Annotated in this window: 26 protein-coding genes and 1 pseudogene; 18 read left to right on the top strand and 9 right to left on the bottom strand. The window is 41.1% G+C overall.

Annotation, left to right across the window (positions count from 1 at the left end; translation table 11 throughout):
* The first annotated feature begins 12 nt into the window (after nt 1–12).
* The 6 genes from fabF (at nt 13) to HFK82_RS08375 (ending at nt 5243) form a co-directional block, all read left to right on the top strand.
* Nucleotides 13–1245: a beta-ketoacyl-ACP synthase II gene (fabF, locus tag HFK82_RS08400; protein ID WP_168261446.1), complete on the top strand. Its 1233-nt coding sequence runs from the start codon at nt 13–15 to the stop codon at nt 1243–1245.
* Nucleotides 1246–1247: 2 nt separating this feature from the next.
* A complete protein-coding gene (accB, locus tag HFK82_RS08395; protein ID WP_168261445.1) occupies nt 1248–1715 on the top strand; it encodes an acetyl-CoA carboxylase biotin carboxyl carrier protein in 468 nt (155 codons plus the stop codon).
* Entirely contained in the window at nt 1712–2134 is a 423-nt protein-coding gene (fabZ, locus tag HFK82_RS08390; RefSeq protein ID WP_168261444.1) for a 3-hydroxyacyl-ACP dehydratase FabZ, read from the top strand. Before accB ends, fabZ begins: the two co-directional genes overlap by 4 nt.
* 93 nt (nt 2135–2227) lie before the next feature.
* The gene (locus tag HFK82_RS08385; protein ID WP_168261443.1) at nt 2228–3598 is read left to right on the top strand and encodes an acetyl-CoA carboxylase biotin carboxylase subunit; all 1371 of its coding nucleotides are present in this window, start codon (nt 2228–2230) and stop codon (nt 3596–3598) included.
* Nucleotides 3599–3606: 8 nt separating this feature from the next.
* Nucleotides 3607–4473 (top strand): acetyl-CoA carboxylase, carboxyltransferase subunit beta, encoded by an 867-nt coding sequence (accD, locus tag HFK82_RS08380; protein WP_168261442.1) that lies wholly within the window; start codon nt 3607–3609, stop codon nt 4471–4473.
* The gene (locus HFK82_RS08375) at nt 4470–5243 is read left to right on the top strand and encodes an acetyl-CoA carboxylase carboxyl transferase subunit alpha (protein WP_168261441.1); all 774 of its coding nucleotides are present in this window, start codon (nt 4470–4472) and stop codon (nt 5241–5243) included. Before accD ends, HFK82_RS08375 begins: the two co-directional genes overlap by 4 nt.
* Before the next feature lie 126 nt (nt 5244–5369).
* Here HFK82_RS08375 and serS read toward each other — a convergent pair whose 3' ends face one another.
* The 6 genes from serS to HFK82_RS08345 form a co-directional block, all read right to left on the bottom strand.
* Nucleotides 5370–6647 carry a serine--tRNA ligase gene (serS, locus tag HFK82_RS08370; protein WP_168261440.1) on the bottom strand — a complete coding sequence of 426 codons (1278 nt, stop codon included), beginning with the start codon at nt 6645–6647 and terminating at the stop codon, nt 5370–5372.
* 237 nt (nt 6648–6884) lie between these two features.
* Entirely contained in the window at nt 6885–7247 is a 363-nt protein-coding gene (locus tag HFK82_RS08365) for a DUF956 family protein (RefSeq protein ID WP_154455322.1), read from the bottom strand.
* Between the two features lie 75 nt (nt 7248–7322).
* Entirely contained in the window at nt 7323–8234 is a 912-nt protein-coding gene (locus HFK82_RS08360) for a PTS system mannose/fructose/sorbose family transporter subunit IID (protein ID WP_168261439.1), read from the bottom strand.
* Between the two features lie 14 nt (nt 8235–8248).
* On the bottom strand, nt 8249–9055 hold the full coding sequence (locus HFK82_RS08355; RefSeq protein ID WP_168261438.1) for a PTS mannose/fructose/sorbose transporter subunit IIC: 807 nt from the start codon (nt 9053–9055) through the stop codon (nt 8249–8251).
* Nucleotides 9056–9192: 137 nt separating this feature from the next.
* Nucleotides 9193–10185, bottom strand: a complete 993-nt coding sequence (locus tag HFK82_RS08350; RefSeq protein WP_154455319.1) for a PTS sugar transporter subunit IIB — start codon at nt 10183–10185, stop codon at nt 9193–9195.
* Between the two features lie 317 nt (nt 10186–10502).
* Nucleotides 10503–11315 carry a Cof-type HAD-IIB family hydrolase gene (locus tag HFK82_RS08345; RefSeq protein ID WP_168261437.1) on the bottom strand — a complete coding sequence of 271 codons (813 nt, stop codon included), beginning with the start codon at nt 11313–11315 and terminating at the stop codon, nt 10503–10505.
* 159 nt (nt 11316–11474) lie between these two features.
* On the opposite strand from HFK82_RS08345, the gene HFK82_RS08340 reads away from it, so the two are divergent.
* From HFK82_RS08340 to lytR, 5 genes are all read left to right on the top strand, one after another.
* Nucleotides 11475–12074 (top strand): DUF1361 domain-containing protein, encoded by a 600-nt coding sequence (locus HFK82_RS08340; RefSeq protein WP_154455498.1) that lies wholly within the window; start codon nt 11475–11477, stop codon nt 12072–12074.
* 101 nt (nt 12075–12175) lie between these two features.
* The gene (locus tag HFK82_RS08335) at nt 12176–13597 is read left to right on the top strand and encodes an NCS2 family permease (protein ID WP_168261436.1); all 1422 of its coding nucleotides are present in this window, start codon (nt 12176–12178) and stop codon (nt 13595–13597) included.
* Nucleotides 13598–13719: 122 nt separating this feature from the next.
* Complete coding sequence (gene tsaE / locus HFK82_RS08330) at nt 13720–14163, top strand: tRNA (adenosine(37)-N6)-threonylcarbamoyltransferase complex ATPase subunit type 1 TsaE (protein ID WP_168261435.1); 444 nt, start codon at nt 13720–13722, stop codon at nt 14161–14163.
* The gene (locus HFK82_RS08325) at nt 14156–14668 is read left to right on the top strand and encodes a GNAT family N-acetyltransferase (protein WP_168261434.1); all 513 of its coding nucleotides are present in this window, start codon (nt 14156–14158) and stop codon (nt 14666–14668) included. Before tsaE ends, HFK82_RS08325 begins: the two co-directional genes overlap by 8 nt.
* 10 nt (nt 14669–14678) lie before the next feature.
* Nucleotides 14679–15839, top strand: a complete 1161-nt coding sequence (lytR, locus tag HFK82_RS08320; protein ID WP_168261433.1) for a glycopolymer--peptidoglycan transferase LytR — start codon at nt 14679–14681, stop codon at nt 15837–15839.
* 213 nt (nt 15840–16052) lie between these two features.
* Here lytR and HFK82_RS08315 read toward each other — a convergent pair.
* From HFK82_RS08315 to HFK82_RS08305, 3 genes and pseudogenes are all read right to left on the bottom strand, one after another.
* Nucleotides 16053–17272 (bottom strand): annotated as a pseudogene (locus tag HFK82_RS08315) (IS110 family RNA-guided transposase).
* A 249-nt stretch (nt 17273–17521) separates the two neighbouring features.
* A complete protein-coding gene (locus tag HFK82_RS08310; RefSeq protein WP_168261432.1) occupies nt 17522–17836 on the bottom strand; it encodes a hypothetical protein in 315 nt (104 codons plus the stop codon).
* Complete coding sequence (locus tag HFK82_RS08305; RefSeq protein WP_168261431.1) at nt 17833–18252, bottom strand: HIT family protein; 420 nt, start codon at nt 18250–18252, stop codon at nt 17833–17835. Before HFK82_RS08305 ends, HFK82_RS08310 begins: the two co-directional genes overlap by 4 nt.
* A gap of 63 nt (nt 18253–18315) precedes the next feature.
* Between HFK82_RS08305 and HFK82_RS08300 the strand changes: the two genes are divergently transcribed.
* The 7 genes from HFK82_RS08300 to HFK82_RS08270 form a co-directional block, all read left to right on the top strand.
* Entirely contained in the window at nt 18316–19041 is a 726-nt protein-coding gene (locus HFK82_RS08300) for an ABC transporter ATP-binding protein (RefSeq protein WP_168261430.1), read from the top strand.
* Between the two features lie 2 nt (nt 19042–19043).
* Nucleotides 19044–20078 (top strand): ABC transporter permease, encoded by a 1035-nt coding sequence (locus tag HFK82_RS08295; RefSeq protein ID WP_168261429.1) that lies wholly within the window; start codon nt 19044–19046, stop codon nt 20076–20078.
* 57 nt (nt 20079–20135) lie between these two features.
* Nucleotides 20136–20933: a cell cycle regulator CcrZ gene (gene ccrZ / locus HFK82_RS08290; protein WP_167829333.1), complete on the top strand. Its 798-nt coding sequence runs from the start codon at nt 20136–20138 to the stop codon at nt 20931–20933.
* Nucleotides 20930–21565 (top strand): tRNA (guanosine(46)-N7)-methyltransferase TrmB, encoded by a 636-nt coding sequence (trmB, locus tag HFK82_RS08285; RefSeq protein ID WP_154455505.1) that lies wholly within the window; start codon nt 20930–20932, stop codon nt 21563–21565. The genes ccrZ and trmB overlap by 4 nt, the downstream gene beginning before the upstream one ends.
* 333 nt (nt 21566–21898) lie before the next feature.
* Nucleotides 21899–22795, top strand: a complete 897-nt coding sequence (locus HFK82_RS08280; protein ID WP_168261428.1) for a GGDEF domain-containing protein — start codon at nt 21899–21901, stop codon at nt 22793–22795.
* Nucleotides 22788–23846, top strand: a complete 1059-nt coding sequence (locus HFK82_RS08275) for a bifunctional glycosyltransferase family 2/GtrA family protein (RefSeq protein WP_168261427.1) — start codon at nt 22788–22790, stop codon at nt 23844–23846. The genes HFK82_RS08280 and HFK82_RS08275 overlap by 8 nt, the downstream gene beginning before the upstream one ends.
* The coding region (locus HFK82_RS08270) for a glycosyltransferase (protein ID WP_168261426.1) at nt 23836–24589 on the top strand (754 nt) is incomplete at its 3' end. The genes HFK82_RS08275 and HFK82_RS08270, both read left to right, overlap by 11 nt.

Genomic DNA, 24589 nt, shown 5'->3' with positions numbered 1-24589 from the left:
AAGGAGATAAACATGACATTAAATAGAGTTGTAGTGACAGGTTATGGGGTGACATCACCAATCGGAAATACCCCTGAAGCATTTTGGGATAGCCTTTATCAAGGCAAGATTGGTATTGGACCGATTACTAAATTTGATACGTCAGACATTCCCGTTCACAATGCAGGTGAAATCCACGATTTTCCCTTTGATCAATACTTTGTTCGTAAAGATAAAAACCGCATGGACCAATATTCTCTTTATGCTATTTATGCCGCTTTAGAGGCACTTGAACATGCTAATTTGGATATGGAAACGGTTGACCGTGACCGCACGGGGGTGATTGTGTCATCTGGTATCGGTGGTTTGCAAGAAATGCAAGAGCAAGTTATCCGTATGCATGACAAAGGCATTCGACGCATTCAACCAATGTTCATTCCTAAAGCTCTTTCTAATATGGCGGCAGGTAATATTGCCTTGCGTATTGGTGCGCGTGGTGTCTGCAAATCTGTTACAACGGCTTGTGCCTCTTCAAATGATGCGATTGGTGAAGCTTTCCGTGAAATCAAATTTGGTTACCATGATGTGATTTTAGCTGGTGGAGCAGAATCAACGATTAATGAAATTGGTATTGGTGGGTTTAATGCTTTGACAGCTTTGTCAACAACCGAAGACCCAGCTCGTTCTGCTATTCCATTTGACAAAGACCGCAATGGGTTTGTGATGGGTGAAGGTGCTGGTGTGCTTGTCCTTGAAAGCCTTGAACACGCTCAAAAACGTGGGGCAACTATTTTGGCAGAAGTTGTGGGTTATGGTAGCAACTGCGATGCTTATCACCAAACCACGCCAACTCCAGACGGTTCAGGTGCTGCGAAAGCCATTCAGTTAGCTATTGATGAGGCGGGTATTGTTCCTGAGCAAGTGGATTATGTCAATGCCCATGGTACGTCAACACAAGCCAATGAAAAAGGCGAAAGCAAGGCCATTGTTACTGTTCTTGGAAAAGAAGTGCCTGTATCATCAACTAAATCATTTACAGGTCACCTTCTTGGTGCAGCGGGTGCCGTTGAAGCGATTGCGACCATCGAAGCCATGCGTCATAGCTATATTCCAATGACGGCTGGTACGCGTGAATTGTCAGAAGATATCGAGGCAAATGTTGTTTATGGTCAAGGACAAGAAGCAGATATAGCCTATGCTATTTCGAATACCTTTGGATTTGGTGGGCACAATGCGGTGCTAGCATTTAAACGTTGGGAGGCGTAGTTGTGAATATTTCAGAAGTGAAGGATTTGATGGCGCAATTTGACCAATCAAGTCTGCGTGAATTCTCATTTAAAACGGGAGAGGCTGAGTTGAGCTTTAGTAAAAATGAATACACAGCTCCTCAACCAGTGGCAGTTCCGCCAGTTAATGCGGTGCCAGTTGCTCCAGTTGTTTCTTCTCCATCTTCATCAGATGCAGAAGCAGTGAGCGAAACAGAAGAAACGCCTCTTGTCGAAGGAGATGAAGTGACTAGTCCTCTTGTTGGGGTGGCGTATTTAGCGCCAGCTCCTGATAAACCAGTCTTTGTTTCTGTTGGGGACACGGTTAAAAAGGGGCAAACCTTGCTGATTATTGAAGCCATGAAAGTCATGAATGAAATCCCTGCTCCAAAAGATGGGATTGTCACTGAAATCATGGTTACTAATGAAGAAGTTGTTGAATTTGGACAAGGATTGGTGCGTATTAAATGATTGATATCAAACAAATTCGTGAGGCTTTGCCACATCGTTACCCAATGCTTTTGGTTGACCGCGTGCTAGAAGCCAGCGATGATAAGATTGTAGCTATTAAAAATGTGACCATCAATGAACCTTTTTTCAATGGTCATTTTCCAGACTATCCTGTTATGCCAGGGATTCTCATTATGGAGGCTTTGGCACAGACTGCAGGTGTGTTAGAATTATCAAAGGAAGAAAATAAAGGTAAATTGGTCTTTTATGCGGGTATGGACAAGGTTCGTTTTAAAAAGCAAGTTGTTCCAGGGGACCAATTGGTGATGACAGCGACATTTGTCAAACGCCGTGGCACAATTGCCGTGGTAGAAGCCAAGGCAGAAGTAGATGGGAAATTAGCGGCTTCTGGTACCTTGACCTTTGCGATTGGTCAGTAAAAGGCCTATCGTTTAGCGTTAATTCAGCTAGAAAAAGCATTTGGACAAGGATTGCAAGAAAGCAATTCCTGATAGGAGGATAAAAGCAGACGCATGTTTAAAAAAATACTAATTGCCAATCGAGGTGAGATTGCGGTGCGAATTATTCGTGCGGCGCGTGAATTGGGCATCCATACGGTCGCTGTCTATTCAGAGGTGGATAAAGAATCGTTGCATACGATTTTAGCTGATGAAGCCATTTGCATCGGTCCAGCTCGTTCAACGGATTCTTATCTGAATATGAATGCTGTCTTGTCAGCTGCTATTGTCACAGGTGCAGAAGCCATTCACCCAGGTTTTGGTTTTTTAAGTGAAAATTCCAAATTTGCAACCATGTGCGAAGAAATGCATATTAGCTTTATCGGGCCAAGTGCCAAAGTGATGGATAAGATGGGGGATAAAATCAACGCGCGTTCCGAAATGATTGCGGCAGACGTTCCTGTGATTCCTGGTTCTGATGGCGAGGTGCATACTACCCAAGAAGCTCTTGAAGTGGCTAATTATCTGGGTTATCCAGTGATGTTAAAAGCTTCTGCTGGTGGCGGTGGAAAAGGGATTCGCAAGGTAAATTCTGCCGAGGACCTCATTCCAGCCTTTGAATCAGCGTCCCAAGAAGCCTTGGCAGCCTTTGGTAATGGTGCCATGTACATCGAAAAAGTCATCTATCCCGCTAGACATATCGAGGTTCAGATTTTAGGGGATTCTTACGGTCATGTGATTCACTTGGGTGAGCGGGACTGCTCTTTGCAACGCAATAACCAAAAAGTTTTGGAAGAAAGCCCATCTGTTGCTATCGGGAAAACCTTGCGTCATCAGATTGGTCAAGCGGCCGTGCGTGCTGCCAAAGCTGTTCATTATGAAAATGCTGGTACGATAGAGTTCTTGCTTGATGAAAAGACATCAGCTTTTTACTTTATGGAAATGAATACCCGTGTTCAGGTGGAACATCCTGTGACAGAATTTGTAACCGGAGTTGATATTGTCAAGGAACAAATTCGCATCGCAGCAGGTCAATCTTTATCCTTAACCCAAGACGATGTGACGATTTCAGGTCATGCCATTGAATGCCGTATCAATGCTGAAAATCCTAAGTTTAATTTTGCTCCAAGCCCTGGAAAAATCACAGACTTGTATTTGCCAAGTGGTGGTGTGGGCTTGCGTGTGGATTCTGCTATGTATAACGGCTACACCATTCCGCCTTATTATGACAGCATGATTGCTAAAATCATCGTCCACGGTGATAATCGTTTTGATGCCTTGATGAAAATGCAGCGTGCTCTCTATGAATTAGAAATCGTGGGTGTTACTACGAATGCAGATTTTCAGATGGACTTGATTTCAGATGAGCACGTTATTGCTGGGGATTACGATACCTCATTTTTGATGGAAACCTTTTTACCCAACTACAATAAAGACAATGATTAGGAGAGCTTATGCCACTGTTTAATAAAAAAGATAAATACATTCGCATTACTCCCAATAATTCGTTGAAAACAGGCGTCAAGAGAGAAATGCCTGAAGTACCTGATGAATTGTTTGCTAAGTGTCCCGCTTGTAAGCACATGATTTACCAAAAAGATTTGGGAACTGCCAAAATCTGCCCAAGTTGTTCGTATAATTTCCGCATTTCAGCCAAGGAACGTTTGGCGATTACCGTTGACGAAGGCAGTTTTGAAGAATTGTTCACAGGTTTAGAAACCACAGACCCCCTTCATTTTCCAGGTTATCAGGAAAAATTAGCCGCAGCACGTGAAAAAACAGGTCTTGACGAAGCAGTTTTGACAGGACTTGCGACTATTAAGGGGCAAAAAGTTGCTCTTGGTATCATGGATTCGAATTTTATCATGGCGTCTATGGGAACGGTGGTTGGTGAAAAAATCACGCGTTTATTTGAATTAGCGACAGCCCAAGAACTGCCTGTTGTGCTCTTTACGGCTTCAGGCGGTGCGCGAATGCAAGAAGGTATCATGAGCTTGATGCAAATGGCTAAAATTTCTGCAGCCGTCAAACGCCATTCAAATGCAGGGTTATTTTATTTGACCATTTTGACAGACCCAACAACGGGTGGGGTGACCGCTAGTTTTGCCATGGAAGGCGATATTATTATCGCAGAACCGCAAGCTCTTGTGGGCTTTGCTGGCCGTCGTGTGATTGAAAATACCGTTCGTGAGCAACTACCAGATAATTTCCAAAAAGCCGAATTTCTTTTAGAGCATGGATTTGTGGATACCATTATCAATAGGACAGAATTGCCAGAGATGATTGCGACGCTTGTTGCACTACATGGAGGTGAAAGATGAGATCAGACGTTTCGAGAATTTTAAAAGAAGCACGGGACCAAGGGCGTTTGACGACTTTTGACTATGCTCAATTGATTTTTGATAATTTTATCGAACTGCATGGTGATCGCCATTTTGCAGATGATGGTGCGGTTGTTGGTGGCATTGCTCGTTTGGACGGTCGTCCTGTGACGGTTATCGGTATTCAAAAGGGCAAACAGTTACAAGAAAATCTCAAACGTAATTTTGGGCAACCCAATCCTGAAGGTTACCGTAAGGCGCTACGCTTGATGAAACAAGCAGAAAAATTTGGCCGTCCCGTGGTGACTTTTATCAATACCGCAGGTGCTTACCCTGGTGTTGGGGCGGAAGAACGTGGTCAAGGTGAGGCTATTGCTCGCAATCTCTTGGAAATGAGTGATTTGAAAGTGCCTATTATTGCCATTATCATTGGTGAAGGTGGATCAGGTGGTGCCTTGGCTTTGGCTGTCGCAGACCAAGTTTGGATGCTAGAACACAGCATGTACGCGATTTTAAGTCCAGAAGGCTTTGCCTCTATCTTGTGGAAAGACGGCTCTCGTGCCTCAGAAGCCGCTCAATTGATGAAAATAACAGCAGGAGAATTGCTCAATATGGGTGTTGTTGATAAGGTTATCCCTGAGCACGGTTATTTCTCAAGTGAAATCGTCGATATGATTAAGCAGAACCTGATAACAGAATTAGAGCGTTTGAGTCAGTTACCGCTTGATACCTTGCTAGAAAACCGTTACCAACGTTTTAGAAAATATTAAAAAGCCATTCAAAGGAAGTAGCATAGAAGTATTTTAAATCCTAAAATGCTTTTATACTATTTCTTTTTTTGAGCAGACAAAAAGCCTTACTCGTTTTGCGAGCAAGGCTTTTTACAGTGGTGCGGCTTATTTTGGAGCGATAACGTCAACGCCACCCATATATGGACGAAGGACTTCAGGAATAGTCACTGAACCGTCTTCGTTTTGGTAGTTTTCAAGAATAGCAGCAACAGTACGTCCAACTGCAAGACCTGAACCGTTAAGCGTGTGGAGTAATTTCACTTTACCATCTGCTTCGTCACGGTAACGGATTTGGGCACGACGAGCTTGGAAATCTTCGGTATTTGAACAGCTTGAAATTTCACGGTAAGTGTTTTGAGCTGGAATCCAAACTTCCAAGTCGTAAGTTTTAGCAGCTGAGAAACCCATGTCGCCAGTACATAGGGTAATCACACGGTATGGAAGTCCAAGTTTTTGAAGGATATTTTCAGCATTGGCAACCATTTTTTCCAATTCATCGTATGATGTTTCTGGTTTAGAGAATTTCACCATTTCAACTTTGTGGAATTGGTGCAAGCGAATCAAACCACGCGTGTCACGACCAGCAGAGCCTGCTTCTGAACGGAATGAAGGGCTCATGGCAGTGAAGTAGACAGGCAATTCTTTGTCATCAAGGATTTCACCGCGGTAATAGTTTGTCAAAGGAACTTCAGCTGTTGGAATCAAAACATAGTCTGAATCAGCTAATTCAAAAGTATCTTCTTTAAATTTAGGATATTGTCCAGTACCAAACATAGAATCGTGGTTGACCATGTATGGTGGAATGACTTCTGTATAACCTTCTTTAGCGTGTTCGTCCAACATGAAGTTGTAAAGGGCACGTTCTAAGCGAGCACCAAGTCCTTTGTAGAAAAGGAAGCGAGAACCAGTTACTTTGGCACCACGTTCCCAATCAAGAATACCAAGGTCTTCACCAAGGTCCCAGTGAGCTCTGATGTCAAAATGAAAATCGCGTGGTGTTCCCCAACGACGCACTTCCACATTGTCATTTTCGTCAGTACCTACAGGTACGCCCTCAGCAGGAATGTTTGGCAATGTAGTAGTGAATTCAGCTAATTTTTCGTCAATGTTAGCTAGTTCAGCGTCAGTTGCTTTGATTTCAGCTGATAAAGCTTGCATCGCTGCGATTTGTTCAGATGCATCTTCTTTGTTGCGTTTCGCTTGAGCGATAGCAGCAGAAGCTGTGTTACGTTCAGCTTTTGCTGATTCTGATTTGACAAGTAATTCACGGCGTTTGTCATCGAGTTCTTTTAACTCAGTCAATTTTTCAGCAGCAACGCCACGAGTCGCTAATTTTTGAGCCACTTCGTCAAAATCATTACGAATGCGTTTAATGTCTAACATAAGATATCCTCCAAAATGATTTTGCCCACCGTCTTGATGAACAAAAAAGCACAGATGAGTAGCTGCTGGAGCGCCTGAGCGCGGTTCCATCCAGCTTCACATCTGTGCACTTAATTTCCTTATTTGAATGCGTTAACGGTAGAATTTCGACCTTGTCCCTCTATCTGCTCGCAGCTCCCGCAGACTTTCTGAAAGAGTTTCAAATCTACTTATCCGTACGCTACTATTATACAAAAATTATTGTTTTTTGACAAATCGTCTGGCAATGGTTTGGACAAGTGTTAGCATACGAACCACTTTGTCATTGCCAATATGTTGACGAGCTACTTTTAGAATTTTGCCAGAATCTTTTGAGGCAAAGAGAAATTTTCCTTTGTCGGTAAAGATTTCAAAATGTCGGCTGACTTTATTTCGGGTGACGTTGGCACCAATTTTTTCAATACTTGTCCATGGGATTTGAATGTAATCTTCGACATTAGCATCATTGTAAAATTCGATTCCCTTGTCACCTAATAGAAATTTGCCGACTTTCCCACCAAGACCTAAATAAGAAACGCCAGTTGTGGTGAATTCGACGGTAGAATTGATTGATTGTGCCATATAAACTCCTTAACACTACTTATGCTTTCATTATAGCATAAAAAAAGAAGGATGTTACTCCCTCTTTTTCGGTTATTACATGATTCCGAAGAATCGAGCTGCAATACCAACGATGAACAATGCGATGATGATTGTGATTGGAGAGATTTTCTTCTTAAGCAACCACATGCAAAGGAATGTAAGAAGAAGTCCCATCAAACCAGGAATCAATGAATCCAATTGTCCTTGTAAAGTGTTTGTTTGTTCAGAAGTTAAGCTAAGTCCGCTAGCAACTTCACCGAGAATTTTTTGAAGCTGTGGACCAGTAACGTCACCTTTAGGGAAGTTGATGTATGCACCTTCTGAAAGTGTTGTTGAAGGAAGGTTGATTGTAAATGCTACAGATACCCAACGTTCAACAAGCACCGCGAGGATGAACATACCAAGGATTGAAGCCCCTTTAGTGATTTTTTGGATGATACCACCAGACAAGTCTTTAGTGATGTTAGAACCTGCACGGTATCCGATTTCTTGTGTGTACCATAGGAAAGCCATACGGATGATGTTCCAACCAAGGAAGAAGATGATTGGTCCCATGATGTTACCAGCAAGAGCAAGTGAAGCACCAAGAGCTCCCAAGATAGGACGTATAGTGTACCAGAAGACTGGGTCACCAACACCGGCAAGCGGTCCCATCATACCGATTTTAACCCCTTGGATAGCAGTATCGTCGATTTCTGCACCATTAGCACGTTCTTCTTCAAGCGCCATTGTAACCCCCATGATTGGAGCAGCTACGTATGGGTGTGTGTTGAAGAATTCCAAGTGACGCCCAAGAGCAGCGGCACGATCTTCTTTAGTTGTGTAAAGTTTTTTGATCGCAGGCATCAAGGCATAAGCCCAACCTAAGTTTTGCATACGTTCGTAGTTCCAAGAACCTTGAAGGAACGTTAAACGCCACCAAACTTTTCGGCGATCAGATTGTGATAATTGCAATTTTTCAGCCATTATAGTACCCCTCTCTAGTAGTCTTCCAAGATATCGCCAATTGGGTCACCAGAACCAGTAGAAGTTCCGCCGCCACCGTTTCCACCTTTTTCAGAAAGGTTAAGGTAGATGAAGGCAACTGCAACACCAATAGCACCAAGGGCGATAAGAGTAAGATCAGAAATGGCAGCAAGAGCAAAACCGATGGCAAAGAAAGGCCAAACTTCGCTTGTAGCCATCATGTTGATAACCATAGCGTAACCTACGGCAACAACCATACCACCACCAACGGCCATACCACCTGACAACCATTCTGGCATAGCGTTAAGCACTGATTGTACAGCTGAAGTAGGAATAGCTAGAAGAAGTGCGGCTGGGATAGCGATACGAATACCTTGAAGGAACAAGGCAACTAAGTGAGTACGTTCAACCGCAGCGATATTTCCTTCTTTTGCAGCAGCGTCAGCACCGTGAATCAAGGCAACATAAGCTGTACGAACAAGCATTGTAAGGAAAAGTCCGGCAACGGCAAGAGGGATAGCAGTTGCTGTTGCAACCCCGATACCATTGTGAGTGAAGTCGCCACCTTTAACCATGATGATTGCGGCAGCAACAGAAGCAAGGGCAGCGTCAGGCGCAACTGCGGCACCAATGTTCGCCCAACCAAGAGCAATCATTTGAAGTGAACCACCAAGGATAATACCAGCTTCAAGGTGTCCTGTTACAAGACCAATCAATGTACAGGCAACTAGCGGTTGGTGGAATTGGAATTCGTCGAGGATACCTTCCAAACCAGCGAAGAAAGCAATCACAACGACTAAAATCATAGAAATAATTGACATTATTCTAGTTCCTTTCGTCTATAATAGTTTTCAATGTGCGATGGTAAAACTGTCAGTGACAATTTTACTTAGTTATAAGAGTACTGAGGATTATGAAGCTTGGATATCAGCCTGATAATGCTTAGTAGCTTCCAAAATTATTGTACATTTGCTTTTTTGATGAGTTCAAACAAATCTTTTTTAGAATCGTTAGGAACTTTACGAACGTCAAATGTTACACCAAGATCACGTAATTTTTCAAATGTCGCAACATCGTCTTTATCCATAGATAAAACGTTATTAACCATTGTTTTACCAGTTGAGTGAGCCATTGAACCAACGTTTAGTTCTTTAATTGGCACGCCACCTTCGATAGCTTCAAGTGCTTCTTGAGGTGTTTCAAATAGGATAAGAGCGTGTGTATTACCAAAACGTGGATCTTTTGCAGCTTCAATCAATTTCTTGATAGGGACAACGTTTGCTTTAACACCGTTTGGTGCAGCCTGTTTGATAAGGTTTTTACGTAATTCGTCTTTAGCTACTGTATCGGATGCAACGATGATACGATCGGCTTTAGAAGCAGGTGTCCAGTTTGTCGCAACTTGTCCGTGAAGAAGACGTGTGTCAATACGAGCAAGATTGATTTTAAGTTTACCATCTCCAATGACAGTCCCTTCTGGGATTGCACCTTGGTGTACTTCTTGTGCAGCAGGTGCAGCGGCAGTTTCTTCAGCAGGGTTAAGTTCTTCAGGTAGTGCTTTGACACCATCTTTAGCTTCTTTAATGATATTTGCAACAACTTTATCCACACCTGCGTCAGCATCCATCATACGCTCTGTGTAGGCTTGGATAAGCATTGGCAAATTAAGACCTGTAATGATAGCCATCTTACGATCAGGATTTTCACCCATCACGCGACTAGCTTGGTTAAATGGAGAACCGCTCCAAAGGTCAGCTAGCACTAGGATTTCATCATCAGCATCAAATTGTGCGATAGCATCGTTGAAGTGTGCGTATAAGTCATCTGGTCCTTCACTTGGCATAAAAGTGACCACTTGAACTTTTTCTTGGTCGCCAAAGATCATAGAACCTGATTGATGAATACCTTCAGCAAATTTACCATGGCTGGCAATAATTATACCGATACCCATTCTTGTTCTTCCTCCTTTTAAATATTTTTCGTTGAAACGAAGAAGAATAATCTCCTTCCAAGCGTACTTGGCCATTCTTTTTCATTTCAAGGAAATTTAAGAACAACTTTATTGTAAAACGTTTCCAATAAAAATGCAATAGCTTTTTGAGAAAAAATAGCAGAAATCCTGAAAATATTTCAGAAATATGTAAACTAAAACCCCTTACTTTTTCAGTAAAATAAAGGGTTTTGGGAGTGTCAGCGTTATCAAATTGTAAAGAAAGTTGAAATATTTTGAAAATAATGAAAAAAGAAAAACTCCAATAAAGAAGTTTTTCACAAGAAGATTTTTTCTAATTCTTTAGCCACACCGTCGTTTTCGTTAGAAAATTCTGTCTGTTTATCTGCAAATGGCAAAAGAACGTCATTTGCATTTTTCATAGCATAACCGACACCAGCAAAGGCTAGCATCTCTGTGTCATTGTGTTCATCTCCAAAAGCAATGAGTTGTTCAGGAGAAAAATTAAAGACATTTAATAGGTAGTTTAAAGCGTAAGCTTTGTTGACGCCTTTAGGTGAAAATTCAAGAATGTTGAGCGGACCGCCCCAAGAATCGACTTCAATATCGTTATTGAAGTGTTGGCGAATTTCTTTGGCGAGAGCGTATTTGTCCTCGTGACGTGTTTGCATAAGAAGGGCATTAGGATTTTCCGTGATTTTAGTAATATCCATGGTCATCTTGTCCGTGATTTCCTCAACCCCAAACAATTTTGGATTGACCACTTGCTGATTTTCCGCACTAATGTAGAATTTCTTGCGGTATTCGCTGGCGATAAAATCCGCTTCAATGCTCTTTTGCATATCCAAAACATCCAAAAGGTAGCGTTTGTCAATAGTGACGCTGTGTTCAAAATCCCATTTCTTTTCAGGTAAATGCGTCAAGGCACCATTGAAAGAAATCATGGGTGTGGTTAAACCAAGACGACGGTAGTGCTTAACTGCCATGCGGTAAGGTCGCCCCGTTGCAATCACAACCTTGTGCCCTTTTTCTTGAATTTTTTGGATAGTATCCACTGTGTAGTCCGAAATCGTATCATTGTGGCGCAGCAAAGTGCCATCTAAATCTAATGCAATCATTTTAGTTTTCATGCTTTTTATTATAACAGAAAAGGAGGTTGGACGAAACGAAAAGCTCTTTTTGAAAATGGTGAATTTTTAGAAATGTAAGCTTTTTTAACAACATTTTAAGAAAAATTTATTATAATTTTACTATCGACAACAACTAAAACCAGAAAGAAGGGGGACGCTATGATTAAAAAAATCGGTTTTATTCATCTCTTTTTTGGGATGATTGCCTTTGGTATCTACCACTACAATTTGCAGGGACCAGATTTGGTTTGGAATATGTTTTTGGCCTTGGTGGCATTGGACTTTTCACTGGTGACGTACTATGTTCGCTTTAGAGTAGTAAAGTACGCCAGCTTATTGCTCTGGCTCTTTTTCTATCCCAATACCTTTTATATGCTAACAGATATTGTGCACATGCATTTTGCTAGTACGGTTTTGTGGGACAAGACGAGCTTAATTTTATACATGCTTTATGTGTCTAGCATTTTGTTTGGTGTTCTTTGTGGGATTGAGAGTTTTAAAAACATCATGGAAACCTTCAAGGTTAGAAATGATTACCTGCGTTTGATATTCATCGGTTTGCTTTCGTTTATTTCAAGTTTTGCCATTCACATTGGACGTTATGCAAGGCTGAATTCTTGGGATATTTTCACACGTCCTAAAACCGTTGTTGCTGAGATTCTCAATGTCGTTGGTTGGGATGCGGTGCATTTTGTCATAGGGTTTACCTTTATTCAAATTCTTTGTTTGGTCTTTTTGGATCGAAAACCTGAGAAATAATCGTTGAAAAGTGAACGATCTTTTGGTAGAATAAGGAAGTTGTTCGGAAAATAACAAAAAGCAACGCACAACTAACCTTACCAAAAGGAGAAAAACGTTCAATGGAAAAGTTTTTTAAACTTAAGGAACATGGCACTGACGTTCGTACAGAAGTTACGGCCGGTTTGACTACCTTCTTTGCCATGTCTTACATCTTATTTGTCAATCCCTCAATTCTTTCGCAAGCTGGTATGCCTGCTCAAGGTGTCTTTCTAGCGACTATTATTGGTGGGGTTGTAGGGACCTTGATGATGGCTTTTTATGCCAACCTTCCTTACGCACAAGCACCAGGAATGGGCTTGAATGCCTTCTTTACTTACACAGTTGTCTTTGCCCTTGGTTACACGTGGCAAGAAGCCTTGGCAATGGTCTTTATTTGTGGGATTATTTCCCTAATCATCACAGTAACTAAAGTTCGTAAGATGATTATCGAAGCCATTCCAGCTGTATTGAAATCAGCGATTTCGGCTGGTATTGGTATTTTCTTGGCTTACGTCGGAATTAAAAATGCTGGTTTCTTGAAATTTTCTATTGACGCTGGTACTTATACAGTATCAGGAACTGGTGCTGACAAAGGCTTGGCTTCTATTACAGCAGATGCCTCAGCAACACCAGGTTTGGTTGCTTTTAACTCACCGGCCGTCATTCTTGCTTTGATTGGCTTGGCGATTACTATTTTCTTTATCGTGAAAGGCATTCGTGGTGGCGTTATCTTATCTATCGCTGCAACAACGATTGTTGGTATTTTAATGGGTGTTGTTGATTTAGGTGCTGTTAATTGGTCTGCAACTAATTTATCAGCGTCTATCAACGACTTGAAACAAATTTTCGGTGCGGCACTTGGTAGCCAAGGTCTAGGAGCGCTTTTCTCAGACCCATCACGTCTGCCTGGTGTGTTGATGGCTATCTTGGCTTTCTCATTAACAGATATTTTTGATACGATTGGAACGCTTGTCGGAACAGGTGAAAAAGTAGGTATCATCTCAGCAACTGGTGACAGCAAAGATTCTGCTGCCCTTGACCGTGCCCTTTATTCTGACTTGGTTGCGACAACCTTTGGTGCGGTTGCCGGAACATCTAACGTAACAACTTATGTGGAATCAGCGGCAGGTATCGAAGCTGGTGGTCGTACAGGTTTGACTGCCCTTGTCGTAGCGGTACTCTTTGCTATTTCAAGTTTCTTTAGTCCTTTGGTATCTATCGTTCCTACACAAGCGACAGCCCCTATCTTAATCATCGTTGGTGTGATGATGTTGTCAAACCTTAAAAACATCAAATGGGCTGACTTGGACGAAGCCATTCCTGCATTCTTTACATCTATCTTTATGGGATTCACTTACAGCATTACTTACGGTATCGCAGCTGGTTTCATCACTTACACTTTGGTTAAAGTCTTTAAAGGACAAGTTAAAGAGATTCCAGTGGTTATGTGGGTCTTGGATGCCTTGTTTGTCTTAAACTTCATTTTCTTGGCTGTCCTATAAAAAAGATTTTACAACGCTTACTTGCAAGAGTTGAAAGACTTCAGTCTTTTAGCTCTTTTTATTTTGGGGAGAAAATTCGGGTTAGGGTTGGAAGAAAAAATGTTTTTTGATATAATAGGCACATGTTTTATAGTCAAAATGAAGATGAGCTAATTGCCTATGGGAAAAAGCTTGGTCTAATGCTGCAAGCAGGGGATGTTTTGGTCCTGACTGGAGATCTCGGTGCTGGTAAGACGACCATAACCAAGGGAATAGCAAAAGGCTTGGGTATTACGCAAATGATCAAAAGCCCGACCTATACAATTGTTCGAGAGTACGATGGGCGTCTGCCCCTTTATCATTTAGATGTTTATCGTATTGGAAATGACCCAGATTCGATTGATTTGGACGATTTTTTATATGGCGATGGGGTGACCGTTATTGAATGGGGCAATTTGCTGGACACTCAATTGCTAGATGATTATTTAGACATTCAATTAACCCCTTCTGGTGATGGACGCAAGCTTGATTTTGTAGCTCATGGTCCTAGAAGTCAGGAGTTATTGGAGGCTTTAGAAGGTGAGTGAGCAAGACCTTGTGATTGAAGAGGCGCAGGTGGAGGATGCCTCATCTTTATTAGCCTTGTTGCAAAAAGTGGTTGAGGAAACGGATTTTATTATTCAAGACAAAGTCTTGACTTTGGATGAGATGATTCGTTTTTTGGACCAGCAAAGTGAGTCCATCAACGCCATTTGTTTGGTGGCTCGACTTGGAGAAGAATTCGTAGGCGTTTTGAATATTGTCCCTTCAGACCATTCACAAGATGACTCTATCGGTGATATCTTTATCGCTGTTAAGCAAGCCTATTGGGGTTACGGCTTAGGTTCATTATTGATGGAGATGGCTCTTGACTGGGCAAAACACACGCCAATGATTCACCGTTTGGAGTTGACGGTGCAAGTGAGAAATAGCAGAGCTATTCACCTTTATGAAAAGTTTGGTTTTAGGATAGACGCTACGACGTCACGTGGCGTACAAACGAAAGATGGAGAATTTCTTGACGTCTACTTGATGAGTAGGTTGATAGACTGAAAGTAAACGAATGAAACTTAGAAAAAAAATACTGTTAATGATAACGGCTATCATTGCCACTACCCTTGTTGCTTTAGGAGTTTATGTTACCTCAGCCTTCAATTTTTCAACTAATGAGTTGGCAAAGACTTTCAAAGATTACAACACTTCAGATAGTGAAGCCATCAAGCAAACGAAACCGATTTCAATCCTCTTGATGGGGGTAGATACAGGAGATTCTGAGCGAAAATCAACTTGGCAAGGGAATAGTGACTCGATGATTTTGGTGACGATTAACCCTGAAACCAAGACAACGACCATGACCAGTTTGGAACGCGACGTTTTGGTGACTTTATCAGGACCAAAAGACAATGATATGACTGGCGTTCAGGCAAAATTGAATGCCGCTTACGCATCAGGTGGAGCTAAAATGGCTATCATGACGGTTCAGGATTTGTTGGACATTGAGATTGATAATTACATTCAAATCAATATGCAAGGTTTGGTGGACTTGGTAGATGCCGTTGGTGGTATTACGGTAACCAATAACTTTGATTTCCCGATTTCTATTGCTGAAAAAGAACCTGAATACACAGCGACCGTTGAACCTGGAACGCATAAGATTAACGGAGAACAAGCCTTGGTTTACGCTCGTATGCGTTATGATGACCCTGAAGGGGACTACGGACGTCAAAAACGCCAACGTGAAGTTATTCAAAAAGTGATGAAGAAAATTTTGGCTTTGGACAGTGTCAGCTCATACAAGAAAATCTTGTCAGCGGTCAGTGGCAATATGCAAACCAATATTGAGATTTCATCAAGTACCATCCCTAGCTTGCTTGGTTACACAGACGCTTTGAGCAATGTGGAAACTTATCAGCTTCAAGGGGAAGGCGAAATGATTAACGGTACTTCTTATGAAATTGTCAGCGCGGACCACTTGCTAGAAATTCAAAACAACATCAAAAAACAATTGGGTCAAAAAGAAAGCGACACTCTGAAAACAACGGCGGTGCTTTCAGAAGACCTTTACGGAACCTATGATAGCAGTTATAGCAGCGGCTACGATACGACTTATAGCGATGGTTACAATAGTAACTATTACTATGACGATTATAGCAGTAGCACTTATAGCGACTATTATGGTAGTACGGATACCTACTCACAATCTTATAATAGTTATTCTTACTAATGTGGCACAAAAAAAGAGAGCACGAAGCTCTCTTTTTCTACCATTTGTCAAGCATATCAACGATTTCTAGAAGAAATCATTATCGGAAGCTACTTAATTCAACCAGTAGAGAAGTTATTTCTTTGATTTAACAGAGAAAAAGTGCACAACTAAATAACACCTTAGCTAGCTACATTTTTGAAAAGGTGTTACAATAATATGGCATAAACAATTTTAGCGATTTTGGGTTGAAGTGTAATCGTAAAGTTTGTTATGCGTTATGCGTAATAACCGTATAGCATACATTATAGGAAGTTATACGAGGCGATGTATAGAGGCCATCGTATGTGGCTTCGTTGAAGTTGTTTGCGATTGTCTTTTTCATTTCTCATAGAAGTCTGCAATATGGCAAGGATTAGGATGGCTAGCCGCAGCGATGTTGTGAATACACTTAAACAGAATCTTTCTAGCGTAGGGATTACCACGCTCGTAATGTGTTCCTTAGCGAGGGAGTTTCCAGACTCATAGTGCCGGAAGTCGATACCGATAAAAGCATTGATTTGATTGGCAGACTGAAAACGGCGGATATCTCTAAGTTCACCAATCATGGTTGTCGCAGTTGTCTCAGCGACGCCAGGAATAGAAAGCAGACTCTCATACTCTGGTAAAGGCTGAGCTAAGTCCACCATTTGCTCAAGAACAGCTTGTCTTTGTTCAGAAAGTGTGAGTAGTTCTTTGGCATAGTAACGAACTTCTTCAAGTATTGGAGAGTTTTTCTTGACGGCACAATAAGACTGATTGGCTAGTGCTGCAAGCTTTTGTGCTAAGTAAGCCACGCGTTTGTCGGAAATGCGTTTTGAAGTAGATTGCCGAATACCTTCTAAGAGCTCATCTTTACTTAACTCAAGCACGAAGTCCTTGTAAGGAAACGTCATGACCAAGTTCCAGTATTGCTCCCTAGTTGGCGTTGATAAGATATTTTCCATCTCAGGAAAGGTAACTTGTAAGATCTTGTGCAATCGATTCTTAGTGCGGACAATATCCTCCGTTAAGTTCTGATAGAATCTACTTAAATCGCGCAGTTCTTGATAGACTTCTTCTTGGATATAAGTTGGCTTACGATTCAGTACAAATTGAGATATCGCTAATGTTTTGGCATCGATTTTATCCGTTTTACGGACACGCAAACTGTCTAATTGCTCTTTAGCTTCCAAAGGATTTAGCTGTGTATAAGCGTATCCATTTTTTTCAAGAAATGCTTTAAGACGACGTGAATAGACACCTCTTGCTTCAAAAATGATCTCGGGCTTTTGAACGGTTTTTAAATCATCTAATAGGCGAGTAAAACCGATAGCGTCATTTGGCATGGTGTATCCATGAATTTTCTCGCCATTGATGACAATAGCCACCTCTGAACTTGCCTTACTTACATCAATTCCAAATACTGTACGCATCATATTACCTCTTTGTCTTGAATGATTCCTTGTTTTAGTGATTTCATTTTCAATACTCGACATCTTGTGTCCCACATACTTTGATAACATTCTTCCTAAAACAGGTGTCTTGCCAGTTTTTGATACGACGTCTAGCGTCAAAAGAGAACTCGACTTAACAAGCCACCACTACTTTAACATAAAAGAAAAAGTAGAGAGTACTTTCTCCCGTCGGAGATTTTCTCACTACTAATCTTAGTATGTTTTTGTTTAGTTAGATGCAGGCTGGTTTTGGTATTTGGCCATGGTTTTTTGAATCACGTCCAAACGTTTTTTAGAGTCTTGCTCAAATAAACGGTATTTGTAGTCAAAATCTTGGCCCAATTCTTTTAATTGTGGAACTTGTTGGTTGATGTCGTTGATGGTTTTTTGAATGATAATCAAATCATCAGCAATGCGTCGGCTGACTTCGTCAGCGTGAGCTATTTCGGCTTTAAAGGTATCACGGTTTTGGTAGAGTTTATGAGCAAAGTATCCCACTGCAGCTCCAATAAGACCTAGTGTGACAAGGTGTCTTTTTTTCATTGGTCAACCTCCTGTGCAATAGCTTGTGCCAATTTGCCAAGGGCTTCAAAATCAGGTTCGTGTTCTGTAAAGGTAAAGGTTACTGCGTCACTCGCATCGTAGCGAGGGATGAGGTGAACGTGAGCATGAAAGACCGTTTGTCCAGCGACTTCTTCGTTGTTGTTGAGAATATTCATGCCGACAGCACCTGTGGCTTTTTGCACGGCGCGAGCCACCTTAGGCAAACGAGCAAAGAGTGTCTTTGATGTTTTTTCAGACATAGCAAGGACATTGCGAACGTGTTCTTTTGGAATCAACAAGGTATGCCCTTTAGTGGTTTGTGAGATGTCTAAAAAGGCAAGGACATCCTCGTCCTCATAGACTTTTGATGATGGGATGTCACCAGCGGCAATGTTACAAAAGATACAATTTTCCATTTGAATCACCTATAATCCTTTGATTTTGTTATAATTATTATATCAAAAAAATGTAGGTATCTTATGTTAAAATTGGAAAATATAACTGGGGGATATGTTAATATCCCTGTTTTAAAAAATGTGTCTTTTGAGGTTGTAAAGGGTGAGTTGGTTGGGCTCATCGGGCTAAATGGTGCGGGAAAATCCACCACTATCAATGAAATTATTGGTTTATTGACGCCTTATCAAGGGGAAATTTCGCTGGATGGTTTGACCTTGGAAAAAGACGCTTCGGCATATCGCCAAAAAATTGGTTTTATTCCTGAAACGCCAAGCTTGTATGAAGAATTGACCCTGCGTGAGCATTTGGAAACGGTGGCTATGGCTTATGATTTGGATTATGATAAGGTCATGGCGCGTGCGATGGACTTGCTTGAGCTTTTTCGCTTGTCAGACAAATTGGACTGGTTTCCTATTCATTTTTCAAAAGGGATGAAGCAAAAGGTGATGATTGTTTGTGCGTTCATGATTGACCCAAGCTTATTTATCGTGGATGAGCCTTTCTTGGGCTTGGACCCCCTAGCGATTTCACATTTGACGGAATTATTGGACCAAGAAAAAGCAAAGGGCAAGGCTATCTTGATGTCAACTCACGTGCTAGATGCGGCTGAAAAAATGTGTGACCGTTTTGTCATTTTACATCAAGGTCAGGTGCGTGCAACAGGAACATTGGCAGATTTGCGCCAGCAATTTGGCAAGGAAAACGCTAGTTTGACGGATATTTACATGGCTTTAACTAAAGAGGGGTAATCATGAAAGAAGTATTTCAAAAACGGCGTCATGATTTTGTCAATACCTGCTTCAAATACCTACGCTATGTTTTTAACGACCATTTTGTCTTGGTTTTGTTTATCCTGTTTGGCTTTTTGATGGTGCAATACAGTCAGTTGTTGCGTCATTTTCCTGAGCAACACGTCTGGATTGGCTTGATTTTAATTCTTGTCATTGGAGCATTATTGAGTTTTGGCAGTATTGCGACCTACCTAGAAGCGCCAGATAAATTGTTTTATTTGCCTAAAGAAACTGAGATTGTGGCTTGGTTGACTCAGGCACGCCGCAGGGCTTTTTGGCTTTGGGTGAGCGTGCAAACAGCGGTCTTGCTCTTTTTGGAACCTGTCTTTTTCAAAATCGGTTTTTCTTGGCTCATGTTTGCAGGCATGCTGGTTGTGCTTGCCTTTTGCAAATGGTGGGTGATGAAAAGAAAGAGCAGTGCTTTTTACGCTCAAGGGCGCTTTTCATGGGAACAAACCATTGCTTATGAGGAAAGACGTCGCCAGCGCATTTTGCGTTTCTTTGCCTTGTTTACAACGGTTAAGGGCATCACTGCTAGTGTCAAACGCCGTTCGTATTTGGACGGTGTGTTGCGAGTGGTTCCTAAAAAACACGCTCAAACTTGGCTCAATTTATACACCCGTGCTTTTTTGCGTAGTTCGGATTATTTAGCCTTGACCTTGCGTCTGACGGTTTTGAGCTTTTTGGCCTTGGTTTTCATGCCAAATCGTATGGTGGCCGTGGCTTTAGTCTTACTATTTAATTATTTGTTGCTCTTTCAATTGCTGGGCTTGGCCCAACATTTTGATTACCAATACTTGACACAATTGTACCCTTTGACAAAAGCAGATAAAAGCAGCAATTTAAAAACCTTTTTACGAAGTCTGTCTTATGTGATTGCGGTGCCACAGTTGGTATTAACCCTCAATTGGCAGGCTGCACTGGTCTTTTTGGTGGTGACTGTGATTGTGACAGAAGGTTACATTTCTTATAAAATCGGAAAGATGATTGACTAGGCGTGTTAAAAAAAGTAAAATAGAATGTAAAACAAAACAGAATGGAGGGTAGAAAGAGTGACAATGTCAGATCAGGAATTAACCATGATTCCGCTGCGTGGCAAGAGTGGTAAGGCTTTTATCGGTCAATATGCAAACGGTGAAAAGATTTTCATCAAGTTTAACACCACACCGATTTTACCAGCGCTTGCTAAAGAACAGATCGCTCCCCAATTGTTGTGGGTACGTCGGACTGGCAACGGAGATACCATGAGTGCCCAAGAATGGCTCAATGGTAGAATTTTGGCCAAAGAAGACATGGGCAGTAAGCAAATTATCCATATCCTATGGCGTTTGCACAAATCACGTCCCTTGGTCAATCAGTTATTGCAATTAAACTATAAAATTGAAAATCCATATGACTTGTTGGTGGATTGGGAACGCAACGCACCCCGACAAATCCGAGAAAATACCTACTTACAAGGCATTGTAAAAGAATTAAAACGTAGCTTACCAGAATTTGACTCGCAAGCTGCGACCATCGTGCATGGTGATATTAAGCATAGCAACTGGGTCATTACGACCAGTGGCATGATTTACCTTGTGGATTGGGACTCTGTTCGCTTGACAGACAGAATGTATGATGTTGCCTTTTTACTAAGCCATTATATTCCTCAGTCACGCTGGGAAGAATGGCTACAATATTATGGTTACAAGCAGATGGATGACATCTACGAAAAGATTGTTTGGTATGGGCAGTTTTCATATCTCGCACAGATTTTAAATTGTTTTGACAAACGCGATATGGAACACGTCAACCAAGAAATCTACGGCTTACGAAAATTTAGAGAGTGGGTTAGTAAAAATAAATTATGAGAGTTAGAAAACGTAAGGGTGCTGAAGATCATTTAGCCAATCACCCTCATCATGTGATTACCAATCCAGAAGCAGCCAAGGGGCATTGGCATGAGGTTTTTGGCAATGATAACCCCATTCACATCGAAGTGGGGTCTGGAAAAGGTGCCTTTATCACAGGAATGGCCTTGCAAAACCCGTCCATCAATTACATCGGTATTGATATTCAGGTGTCGGTTTTGAGTCATGCCTTGGATAAGGTGCTAGACAGCCAAGCGCCAAATGTTAAGTTGCTATTGGTTGATGGGTCGGATTTGACCAATTATTTTGCGGACGGCGAAGTGGATTTAATGTATTTGAACTTTTCGGATCCATGGCCTAAAAAACGCCATGAAAAACGCCGTTTGACTTACAAAACATTTTTAGATACGTATCGACGCATTTTACCTGAATATGGTGAAGTTCATTTTAAAACGGATAATCGAGGATTATTTGAGTACAGTTTAGCTAGCTTTTCACAATATGGTATGATTTTGAAGAAAGTTTGGTTGGATTTACATGCTAGTGATTTTGAGGGAAATGTCATGACAGAGTACGAGGAAAAATTTTCTCAGAAAGGTCAAGTCATTTACCGTGTAGAAGCACAATTTTAGTAGTTTAACTTTATTTAATTTTATTTGTTTGATGTTATTTTTGCTTTGCTTGGATAACATGGGCTTATCTAAGTATTTTTTTACACTAACCTAACTAAGAAAGATTAATGAGATATCAAAGGAAGTGTACGATACTAGCATGAGCTTTATTGTATAGTTAATAGGTAAAATAGCATGGATTTTAGAAGGCGATTGGAGATTTTTGTTAAACAAAAGAGGATGCGGATTTCCTTTTTTATCATTGCTACGGCTGTGATATTATTTATTTATATCCTAGCACGTAAGGAGTTTTTTGACTTAAAAAGTCCGTATGTTTTAGGGATCTTACTGTTAATGCTATTTGCTTACAGTATCGTTGTCCATATCGATAGTAGGCATTTTGTCTTACCTAGTTTGATTTTGGATAGTGTGAGTTACCTGCATCTGTATGCGTTTGATATGAATGATTGCTTTATGCTAGTTGATAACGAATATAATGACGTTGTATTCCGATTATTTCATTTTAGACCAAGGGTGGGAGAGAGCCCTTTTAACCATATCAGTAAAGAAAACGCTTTTAAGTTTAAATCAAATCTCAATCATGCCAAACGTGCCAAACGTGGCGAAGCTTTTACAACTGTCAGTAGAATTAGTCGTGGGCAAAAAACGCCACTCTATTTAGAAATGATTTATTCGCCTATTTATGACCATAGTGGGAGAACTATTGGTGTTTTGTGCCTTGTCTTAGACGTGACGTGGCAAAAGACGCGTGAAGAAAAGGTCAATGAAATGATTTCAAAAGATTCTCTCACCAAACTTTACAACCGCAGTTACGTTGAATCGGCCTTTAACGAATGTATGTTTAACAAGATGGAAACGGTCACCTTGATCTTGTCAGATCTAAATGACTTTAAGCATTACAACGATACCAAAGGGCACATTTACGGTGATAATCTTTTGGTGCGTTATGCCAGAATTTTGGAAGATATCATGCCTGATAATGCCGTTGTGGCCCGTTTGGGGGGAGATGAATTTGTGGTGTTATTGCCAGGTGTTTCCCGCAAGCAGACCGAATTTTTAATCAATGTGGCAAGATTAGCCGTGTTTGAAGATATAGGTATTACGGCGTCTTATGGTTTTCATACCGATTCTTACGCCTCACACAAGTCCTTTGAGGACTTTTATATGATTGCTGACCGAAGAATGTATCGAAATAAAAAGAATAAAAGGAATTTAGTTGAAAATGAATGAGCAGTCGGTTGTTGTTGTCATCCCCGCTTATGAACCAGATATCCGTTTATTAGACCTTTTGCAGGATATTCGAACACGTGAGGCCAGGCCTTTTCATATTATTTTAGTTGATGACGGAAGTGGTGACGATTACAAAGATATTTTTAAAGAAGCTCAGACTACTTATCATTGCCGTTTGTTGACCCACGAGGTTAATAAAGGGAAGGGGCGGGCTTTAAAGACCGCTATTTTTGATATTTTGAAAACGTTTCCTGAAGCTAAAGGAATAGTGACCATTGATTCTGATGGGCAACACACCTATGATGATACGCTAAAATGTATCCAAGCCTTTTTGCAATATCCAGACAGTTTGATTTTGGGTGTTCGGACCTTTGAAGAATCCGTGCCCTTGCGAAGTCGTTTTGGAAATGTCTTGACCCGTGATATTTTAGATGTTTTCACAGGTATGAAGGTGTCAGACACGCAGACAGGGCTTCGAGTGATTCCTATGGCTTGGCTTCCTTGTTTATTGGAGGTTGAAGGTGAGCGATATGAATTTGAGATGAATATGCTCCTACAAGCTAAGGAGGACCATATTCCAATTCGTGAGGTGCCCATAGCAACTATTTATATCAATGAGAACGAATCATCCCATTTTGATGTGGTTCGTGATTCTATCCGTATCTATAAGGTCTTTTTCAAGTACATTTTTGCTTCACTGTTGTCATTTTTGGTGGATATTGGTATCTTTACCGTCTTAATGATGGTCTTTAAAGGCTTGAATTTTGGGACAGTTGTGATAGCATCTGTACTGGCTCGGATAGTGTCGTCTATTGTTAATTTCACCTTAAATCGCAACCTTGTTTTCCAACAAGGTCGTCCTAGCAGTGCTGTCAAATACTTTATCCTAGTGGTGGTTCAGATTATGTTGTCAAGTTATTTGGTGACTTTCTTTGGGCAATTGTGGCAAGCTATTCCAATTTCAGTGGTGAAAATCATTGTGGATAGCGTCTTATTCTTTGTTAGTTATTTTGTGCAAAAGAGATTTATTTTTAGGAACAATGAAAATTAGTCAAAAATTATTATATTTAGGAGCTTTTGTAACGAGTCTTTTTTATCTGTCTTGGCGTTTAATCATGACCATTCCTTGGCATGATTCGTGGTTTGCTTTGATTTTTGGGGTATTACTTTGGGGAAGTGAGTTGGTATCGTCTATCACGGCTTTTATCATCATTTCCAATAAACACAAGGATTTTAAGCTGGAAAAACCAGAGATTGCTCCAGAGCGTTATCCTGATGTGGATGTTCTCATTGCTACCCACAATGAGGACCCTGATTTGCTTTACAAAACGGTGAATGCTTGTACTTATATGCATTACTCTGACAAATCTAAGGTGCATATTTACGTTTGCGATGACACGGACCGTCCTGAAGTGGCTGCCTTGGCAAAGGAATTGGGCGTGGGTTATTTTGGCTTGTCGGACAACAAAGATGCCAAATCTGGGAATTACAACAATGCCTTAAATCAAACCTCATCACCTTTGGTAGCGACTTTTGATGCAGACATGATTCCATATAGTGAGTTTTTGCTGGAAACGGTGCCTTATTTTGTGGAACAAGTCGAGGCAGACGCGAATGACGAAGAGTTGGACAAAGCACCGATTGGTTTGATTCAAACCCCGCAAAGCTTTTACAATGAGGATATCTTCCAATACAATCTTTTTTCAGAGGATACCTTGCCTAATGAACAAGATTTCTTTTCAAAAGGGATTAACAACTTTAATAGCGCCTGTGGCTCAGCCTTTTACACGGGGT

It is taken from the genome of Streptococcus alactolyticus (genome assembly GCF_012277075.1).
Taxonomy (GTDB): Bacteria; Bacillota; Bacilli; order Lactobacillales; family Streptococcaceae; genus Streptococcus; species Streptococcus alactolyticus.
This window is presented reverse-complemented; position numbering and strand designations above follow the sequence as displayed.